This is a genomic window from Candidatus Methanoprimaticola sp. MG2 (assembly GCF_047501175.1).
Lineage (GTDB): Archaea > Thermoplasmatota > Thermoplasmata > Methanomassiliicoccales > Methanomethylophilaceae > Methanoprimaticola.
In genome coordinates this window covers 130,089-136,965 of record NZ_JBEQWH010000006.1, presented here as the reverse complement: position 1 = coordinate 136,965, position 6,877 = coordinate 130,089, and the positions used below count along the sequence as shown (strand labels likewise).

The following is a 6,877-nucleotide window of genomic DNA, read 5'->3' as shown; positions in this document are numbered from 1 at the left end:
ACCGTTTCAAATCCACGAGGATGTCTATATGACACCAGAATTAGGAAACACACTAGTACTCCTCCGAGCCCCGTGGGCTCGGGAAGAGCAACAAGGCCTCAGGCCTTCATTATCTTCATCCATCCGCCGGATTCGTACACGGCGAGTTTCCTCTTCTCGAGAATCGCCTCGAACTCTTCCCATGTTATGACATCGAGTCTGTTGTTCTTACCCTTGGTAAACTGAATCCCCTCTGTTCCCTTCACCTTTCCGGGCTTCAGACCCTTGTTCTTGGCAATAGCCTGTGCCTTCTTGAAATCGATTTTCTCCATGACCATGGTTTCATCCCCCCTTAGTCTGGGTGTTTCAACCATATTTAAAGTATAAAAATGATTGGGCAAATACGACCAACTAAACGTAAAATGTCAATAGTTTCGGCATTTCCATTTCACGGTCCGAGGAGCCAGACCATCAGATTACCATTGTCAATACGGAATTCTAAAATACAACGATATCACAACCAATATCAACCATCGGAGAAATCGACCTAACATGACTCAGAAAGGGAGACTCGTTCTGAATTCCTCCCCGGCAACGGACATGCTGCCCGAGGACGGGATAGTCCTCGGAAAGGCCCTTGCCGCGGACAACCATACGGTGGTGGTCTCCCGCGACCTCATGCGCAGCAGTGCCGTGATGGCCAATGCGGTCATGTCCGGACTCCTCTTCCAGGGAGCGGACGTCATAGACGCGGGCGTACTGAGCGCTCCCGCGGCGGCCCTTGCCGCGTCCAAGGGGGACTGCGGGGTGTACGTCGCCGGAAGACCCGATTCCAACAGCGGATACTGGCTGTTCAACAAGGATGGGAGATTGTTCAGGGACGACCAGATCAGGCATCTCGACATCGTCCTGCAGACCCTCCCGGAGGCGCCCGGGCACGATGCACTGGGCACATACAGGAAGACGACGACCGCCACGGAGGAGTACAATCGCATGATCTCCGGGAAGGTGGACGGGGGACTCAAATGCTCCGCGGTACTGGACTGCTCCTGCGGCACCACAGCCGACTCGCTCACCAGCGTCCTGGGCTCCATGGACGCCGACATAGTGATGATCAACGCCCAGCCGGACCCGGCCTATGTGCCCGAATGGGACCAGGACGGCGTGCCGAAGGTCCTAGGGGACTACATAAGGTCGAACCCGGGCAACATCGGGATCAGACTGAACGGGGCCGGGACAAAGGTCGATATAATCGACGAGAGCGGCACGATAGTCCCGATGGCGACGGCGTTCGCACTTCTGGTGATGTATCTGAAGCCGTCGTCCATAGCGGTGACGGCGGACTCCACATCCCTGATCGAGGATGCGTTCAACGGGACCATCGAGACCGACATCGTCAGCCCGTTCGAGGCCCGCCCGGAGGATGAGCGCAAGGTCATTGTGACGAGGGATAACGCGGCATCCGTCAGCGAGGCCGTGGCGGACGGGGCGGAGCTCGGATACAACCACGGCACGATCATCTTCGGGAAGGGCGTCCCCATCGGGGACGGCATATTCGCCTCCGCGCTCATCGCACACATGGCAGGGGACAACAGCATCCACAGACTCGCGGAGTCGCTGCCGGAGTACTTCAGCGACATGACGACCGTGAAATGCCCCATAAAGGCGGATGCCTACAGGCGCGCCATGGACGAGAACCTTGGGGACTTGGCGGAAAAGTGCATCCGGTACGGCGATTCGTACAAGGTCGTGATGGACGAAGGGTGGTTCGTCGCCCGCCATGCGACCGGACCCGACGATTCGTTCTCCGTCGAGATCCTTGCGGAATCGCGCGACAGGGCGTACCTCGTGGGTCTAATGGAGGTCGCAGGGGAGCTCGTGGAGGCCGCCCTCCGCGGCCACTGACATCACATCACGACCTCTAGCTCCACAGGCTCCCCGTGGGAGTCGTATGCCCTCCAGCTGGTCCTGTCGTACGGCTGGCACGTTATGAAATGGATGCCTCCGGTGTTCCTGAAGAAGTCCTTGTCCGCGTCCGAAGGTTCGTTGGAGTATCCCGGATGCGAGTGGGCGGACCCCGCCAGACTGTAGTCGATCGGCGCCATCCACTGGTTCAGGAAACTGTGGGAGTCCCCGTACACCGTCCCCGGTAGCATTATGATCTCCGATATCACTCCGTCGATCTCCCTGGTCATGCACAGGAACTCGTCAGGGTACGTGGAGCGAGCGGCCTCGTTGAACGCGTCGATGAAATCGATGTCCACGGCGTATATGCGCCCATTCATAGGGTGTTCACCAGCTTGTCCCTGACACGGGAATAGAAGTCCGTGTCGAAGCGGATGAACTTCGCCTTCTGCTCGGACATCATGAACTCCACCTTGGACCCGCCCTCCATGTAGATCTCGTCCTGACCGTCCAGGACTATGAGGCATCCCTTGTCCAGGACGTTCTCCACGGTGACCTTGGACGTCGCGGGGACGACGAACGGACGGGAGTTGAACTTGTAGGCGGCCATCGGGACCACCAGGAGCGCGTTGACCTTCGGGTCCATGTACGGTGCACCGAGGGACATCGCGTAGCATGTGGACCCGGTGGGGGTGGACACCAGCATCCCGTCCGACCTCAGCTCGGATGCCAGGACGTCGTCGACGTACACGCGGAAGTGACGTATCTTCGCGACGGTGTCCGTGTGGACGACCGCCTCGTTGACGGAGTCCTTCAGATACTCGCCGTTGTAGAAGCAGGCGAGCTTGAAGCGGGTCTCCACGATGTAGTCCTCCGCGATGAGCCGGTCCAGGCCTTCCCTTATGCCGTCCCCCTCTATCTCCGCCAGGAACCCGACGCTGCCGCCGTTGATCCCGATGATCTTGGCATCGGTCGCCTGGAGGGCCCTGAGTATGGTCCCGTCCCCGCCTATGACGATGATTATGTCCGCATCCATCCTGGAGATGGGTATCCCGGGGACCCCGAGGGCGTCCGCGATCTCCGTGTCGACGCAGAAGTCCACCTCCTTCTCCCTGAGGTACTCCACCACCGTACGGGCCGGTTCGATTATGTTCTCTATCTTGGCGTTCGCGTAGACGCCGTACCGATGATCGGCATGGTTGAGGTGATGCCTCACCACGATGTCGTACACGCGGTCGTCCCCGACAGCGAGGAAATTGGAGCGGTGCTCCAGGTCGAAGGGCATGTCGAGGACGTTGTTGTCCAGGTCGTAGACCTCTCCTCCAGCCTCCCTCAGGATTATCGTGCTCGCCGCTATGTCCACGACGCGGACGGAACGGGTGTACTTCTCCGCCTTCATGAAGTAGCCGTCGGCCTCCCCCTCGGCGACGATCTCCATCTCGAGCGACGCGCAGCCGAGCGAGCGGGACGAACGGACCTGCTTGGCCACGCCGAACGCATCGGGATGCGCACCGTTGCCCTCGTAGATCATGAGGAAGAGGTCGTCCGGAACGGCCTTGCGGACGCGCATCGGCCTGCCGTTCTTGAACGCGCCCTTGCCCCTCTCGGCGCACATGACATCTCCCGTGGCGAGGTTCCTCAGATATCCGAGACGGATGTCGGACAGCCTGGACTTCCCCACCGCGAGGGACACCGTGTAGTACGGGAGGCCGGCGATGGCGTTGGATGTGCCGTCGATCGGGTCCATGACGAGGGTCTCCTCCCCGCCGTTGTCCACATACCCGATCTCCTCGCTCAGGATGTTCAGGGGTAACTTGTGGAGCTCTATGTACATCAGGGCCGCGTTCTCAGCGACCTTATCGATCTGTGAAGAGCATGTGCCGTCCGCGCCCATGCAGACCTTCTTCCCCCTCTCCTCGGAGGTCGGTATCTTCTCCACAGCTTCCTGGACTGCATCGGCGATCGCCGAGAGGTCCTCCATGGTGATCATGGGTCCCCCGTAGACACTATCCCTTAATAGGAGGTATCCCTGGTTCGGCTCATGGATGCGCTCGGCCCCGAGGGAGTGTTCGAAGAACGCGGAAGGTTGTACACGCTGTCCGTGTGCCCGAGGAAGAGGGTCTACGGCGAGCGTCTGATATCGTCCGGCGGCCAGGAGTATCGCGAATGGGATCCCAGGAGGAGCAAGCTCTCCGCGTACCTCACCGTCGGCGGGAGGGACGTGCCCTTCGAGAGGGATTCCGTGATCCTGTACCTCGGAGCGTCCAGCGGGACCACCGCTTCCCACGTGGCGGACATAGCCAGGGATGGGAAGGTCGTCTGCGTGGAGTTCGCCCCGAGGATGTTCCGCGAGCTCGTCAAGAACTGCGAGGGGAGACCTCAGATGATGCCCGTGCTGGGGGATGCCACGAAACCCGAGGAGTACTCCATGTTCGCCGAAGGTGTGGACATCGTGTACCAGGACGTCGCCCAGAAGAGGCAGGCCGACATCATCTGCGACAACATGGACCATTACGGTGCCGAATGGGGCATGGTGGCCGTGAAGGCAAGGTCCGAGGACGTGACGGAGAGGCCGGAAAGGATATTCGAGGAGGCGGCCGCCCGCATAAAGACGAGGGGATACAGGATAGTAGACTCGAGGGAACTCGGACCGTACGAGAAGGACCATGCCATGATCGTCTTCAAGAGGCCCTGATCATGGGCAGGACCGCGTATGCGATCGCGTTCGAAGGCGACGAGTTCCTGATGGTCTGGCACACTCGCAGGGGCGGATGGGAGATGCCCGGCGGGCATGTGGAGGAGGGCGAATCCTCCGAGGAGGCGGCCGCCCGCGAGTTCATCGAGGAGGCCGGTTACGAGATAGAGATCGTCGCCACACAGGACATAGGGTACTGCGACGTCTGTGCCGCGGTCCTCGGGAAGAGGATCAGGGAGGACTGCGAGATGGAGTCTGCCCTGTTCCGTGACATCCCGGACAGGCTGTCTTTCGAACGCGGCGAGTACGAGCACACCGTCCCATGGGCGAGAAGTCAGGTGGAACTCGCCCGTGAGCACATGACAGGCGTCTGAATCGTCCGGACCACGACGGGATGCATGCGGCGGGACGTGTGCCACCATTTATATACAGATTCCGCATGGGCGAACCCAGCCTCGCCGCCATATGATTCGGAGGATCAAAAATGGCAAGAATGCACACAAGAAGAAAGGGAAAATCCGGCTCCACCCGCCCGATGATTTCCGAGAATCCCGCATGGGTCCCCCTCAACGCCACCGAAATCGAGGACCTCATCGTGAAGCTCGCGAAGGACGGAATGATTTCCGCCAGGATCGGACTCGTCCTCAGGGACCAGTACGGAGTTCCGAACGTCAAGCTCGCAACCGGAAAGAGCATCACCCAGATCATGGAAGAGAAGGGTGTCGCAGGTTCTCTTCCCGAGGACATCGCCAACCTCATGAGGCGCGCCATCGACCTTAACGTCCACCTCAGGGACAACAGGGGAGATGTCTCCAACAGGAGGGGTCTCAACATGATCGAGGCAAAGATCAGGAGGCTGGAGCGCTACTACAAGAGGATCGGTACTCTCCCCGCAGATTGGAAGTACTCCCTCAGCAACGCGGAGCTCATGCTCAAGTGAGTCCATATGGACAAACTTCCACCCAAACTCCTTACAACCTTATCACAGGCTGCGGATGTCGTCCGCAGCCACCACTTCATCCAGGTCTACTCCCATTACGACGCGGACGGCGTGTCATCGGCATCGATTCTCGCCAAGGCGCTGATCCGCGAGGGCAAGGAGTTCAGGGTCACCCTGTTCACCACATTGAACGACTACAACATGAACGTCATCCGCTCCACCAAGGCCGACTGCATCATAATCTCGGACCTAGGGGCATCGTACATCGACCAGCTGGACGAGATGGACGTCCCGATCGTGGTCCTGGATCACCATACCATCATCTCCGAGGCCAAGAGAGTGGTCTACGCCAACCCCCACCTGTACGGGATAGACGGGATGACATCCGGCTGCGGCGCCACCATGTGCCTGCTGTTCGCGGTCGCGCTCAGCGACCGGAACTGGGACCTCGTGCAGATCGCCTTCGCTGGCATCGCGGGCGACAGGCAGCACATCCATGGCGTCTCGGGCCTGAACACCTATCTGCTGGACGAGGGGACCAAGCGCGGATACGTCACACGCGTCCCTGGATCCCTGATACCCTCCGGGAACCTGATGACCAGGCTGTTCCTGAACACGGACCTCTACATCCGCGGGGTCAGCGGCAGCGTCGAAGGGGTCGCCGGGATACTGAAGGATGCGGGGATATCCAACGAGAAGTCGTACTCCGACCTCACCGAGGAGGAGCGGAGGAGACTGTCATCCCTTATCGCGATCAAGCTCACCGAGCAGGGCGTGCTCCTGGACTCCATGAACGAGATCGCGCGCGACAGGTACATCCTGAAGGACTGGGACATGGATGCGGAGCACCTGTCCGCCCTTCTGAATAGCTGCGGACGCTCGGGCATCGGCGGTGCCGGGATAGCAGCAGGGATGGGCGACGAGAGGTGCCTCAAACTCGCAGAGGAGACCGACGAGGCATCATCCAGGGAGCTCGTGAAGGCCATGGCCGACCTGGATGCCAGAGGACTCACCGCCCTGGAGAACCTGCAATGGTTCGACTCCACCGAGGCGGGGTACACCGGGATGCTCTGCGGCATATCGATGCAGTCCATCGCCGACCCGCTGAAGCCTACCATCGGCCTCTCGTGCAAGGGTGAAACGGTCAACATCTCCAGCAGAGGCATGTTCCCTCAGCTCGAGAGGGGCATAGACCTCGCTGCGGCCATGCGCGAAGCGTGTGCTTCCGTCGGAGGGAACGGCGGGGGCCACAGGATCGCCGCCGGCGGATCCATACCGCCCGAGAAGGTGGACGAGTTCCTCAAGAACCTCGACGGGATCCTCGGAAGGCAGCTGAAGGCCGGAAGGTCCGAGTGAGG

8 protein-coding genes are annotated in these 6,877 nt (G+C 60.3%); 5 read left to right on the top strand and 3 right to left on the bottom strand.

Going from position 1 to position 6,877, the window contains the following annotated elements; all coding sequences use genetic code 11:
• Window positions 1–98: 98 nt before the first annotated feature.
• Window positions 99–317: a hypothetical protein gene (locus V5D86_RS06235; RefSeq protein WP_414595822.1), complete on the bottom strand. Its 219-nt coding sequence runs from the start codon at window positions 315–317 to the stop codon at window positions 99–101.
• Between the two features lie 214 nt (window positions 318–531).
• On the opposite strand from V5D86_RS06235, the gene V5D86_RS06230 reads away from it, so the two are divergent.
• The gene (locus tag V5D86_RS06230; protein ID WP_414595821.1) at window positions 532–1,884 is read left to right on the top strand and encodes a hypothetical protein; all 1,353 of its coding nucleotides are present in this window, start codon (window positions 532–534) and stop codon (window positions 1,882–1,884) included.
• A gap of 2 nt (window positions 1,885–1,886) precedes the next feature.
• Here the strand turns inward: V5D86_RS06230 and V5D86_RS06225 are convergent, their stop codons facing one another.
• Both V5D86_RS06225 and V5D86_RS06220 read right to left on the bottom strand, forming a co-directional pair.
• A complete protein-coding gene (locus V5D86_RS06225) occupies window positions 1,887–2,264 on the bottom strand; it encodes a Mov34/MPN/PAD-1 family protein (RefSeq protein WP_414595820.1) in 378 nt (125 codons plus the stop codon).
• Window positions 2,261–3,874 carry an inositol monophosphatase family protein gene (locus V5D86_RS06220; protein ID WP_414595819.1) on the bottom strand — a complete coding sequence of 538 codons (1,614 nt, stop codon included), beginning with the start codon at window positions 3,872–3,874 and terminating at the stop codon, window positions 2,261–2,263. The genes V5D86_RS06225 and V5D86_RS06220 overlap by 4 nt, the downstream gene beginning before the upstream one ends.
• Before the next feature lie 51 nt (window positions 3,875–3,925).
• Between V5D86_RS06220 and V5D86_RS06215 the strand changes: the two genes are divergently transcribed.
• From V5D86_RS06215 to V5D86_RS06200, 4 genes are all read left to right on the top strand, one after another.
• Window positions 3,926–4,579 (top strand): fibrillarin-like rRNA/tRNA 2'-O-methyltransferase, encoded by a 654-nt coding sequence (locus V5D86_RS06215; protein ID WP_414595818.1) that lies wholly within the window; start codon window positions 3,926–3,928, stop codon window positions 4,577–4,579.
• A 2-nt stretch (window positions 4,580–4,581) separates the two neighbouring features.
• Window positions 4,582–4,953: an NUDIX domain-containing protein gene (locus tag V5D86_RS06210; RefSeq protein ID WP_414595817.1), complete on the top strand. Its 372-nt coding sequence runs from the start codon at window positions 4,582–4,584 to the stop codon at window positions 4,951–4,953.
• A 110-nt stretch (window positions 4,954–5,063) separates the two neighbouring features.
• Window positions 5,064–5,519: a 30S ribosomal protein S15 gene (locus V5D86_RS06205; RefSeq protein WP_414595816.1), complete on the top strand. Its 456-nt coding sequence runs from the start codon at window positions 5,064–5,066 to the stop codon at window positions 5,517–5,519.
• 6 nt (window positions 5,520–5,525) lie between these two features.
• Entirely contained in the window at window positions 5,526–6,875 is a 1,350-nt protein-coding gene (locus tag V5D86_RS06200; RefSeq protein WP_414595815.1) for a DHHA1 domain-containing protein, read from the top strand.
• Window positions 6,876–6,877: the final 2 nt, after the last annotated feature.

Excerpts from the sequence above, each read along its gene's own strand:
- V5D86_RS06200 (WP_414595815.1), top strand. The coding sequence starts at position 5,526 with ATGGACAAACTTCCACCCAAACTCCTTACAACCTTATCACAGGCTGCG.
- V5D86_RS06235 (WP_414595822.1), bottom strand. The coding sequence starts at position 317 with ATGGTCATGGAGAAAATCGATTTCAAGAAGGCACAGGCTATTGCCAAG.
- V5D86_RS06205 (WP_414595816.1), top strand. The coding sequence starts at position 5,064 with ATGGCAAGAATGCACACAAGAAGAAAGGGAAAATCCGGCTCCACCCGC.
- V5D86_RS06230 (WP_414595821.1), top strand. The coding sequence starts at position 532 with ATGACTCAGAAAGGGAGACTCGTTCTGAATTCCTCCCCGGCAACGGAC.
- V5D86_RS06215 (WP_414595818.1), top strand. The coding sequence starts at position 3,926 with ATGGATGCGCTCGGCCCCGAGGGAGTGTTCGAAGAACGCGGAAGGTTG.
- V5D86_RS06225 (WP_414595820.1), bottom strand. The coding sequence starts at position 2,264 with ATGAATGGGCGCATATACGCCGTGGACATCGATTTCATCGACGCGTTC.
- V5D86_RS06210 (WP_414595817.1), top strand. The coding sequence starts at position 4,582 with ATGGGCAGGACCGCGTATGCGATCGCGTTCGAAGGCGACGAGTTCCTG.
- V5D86_RS06220 (WP_414595819.1), bottom strand. The coding sequence starts at position 3,874 with ATGATCACCATGGAGGACCTCTCGGCGATCGCCGATGCAGTCCAGGAA.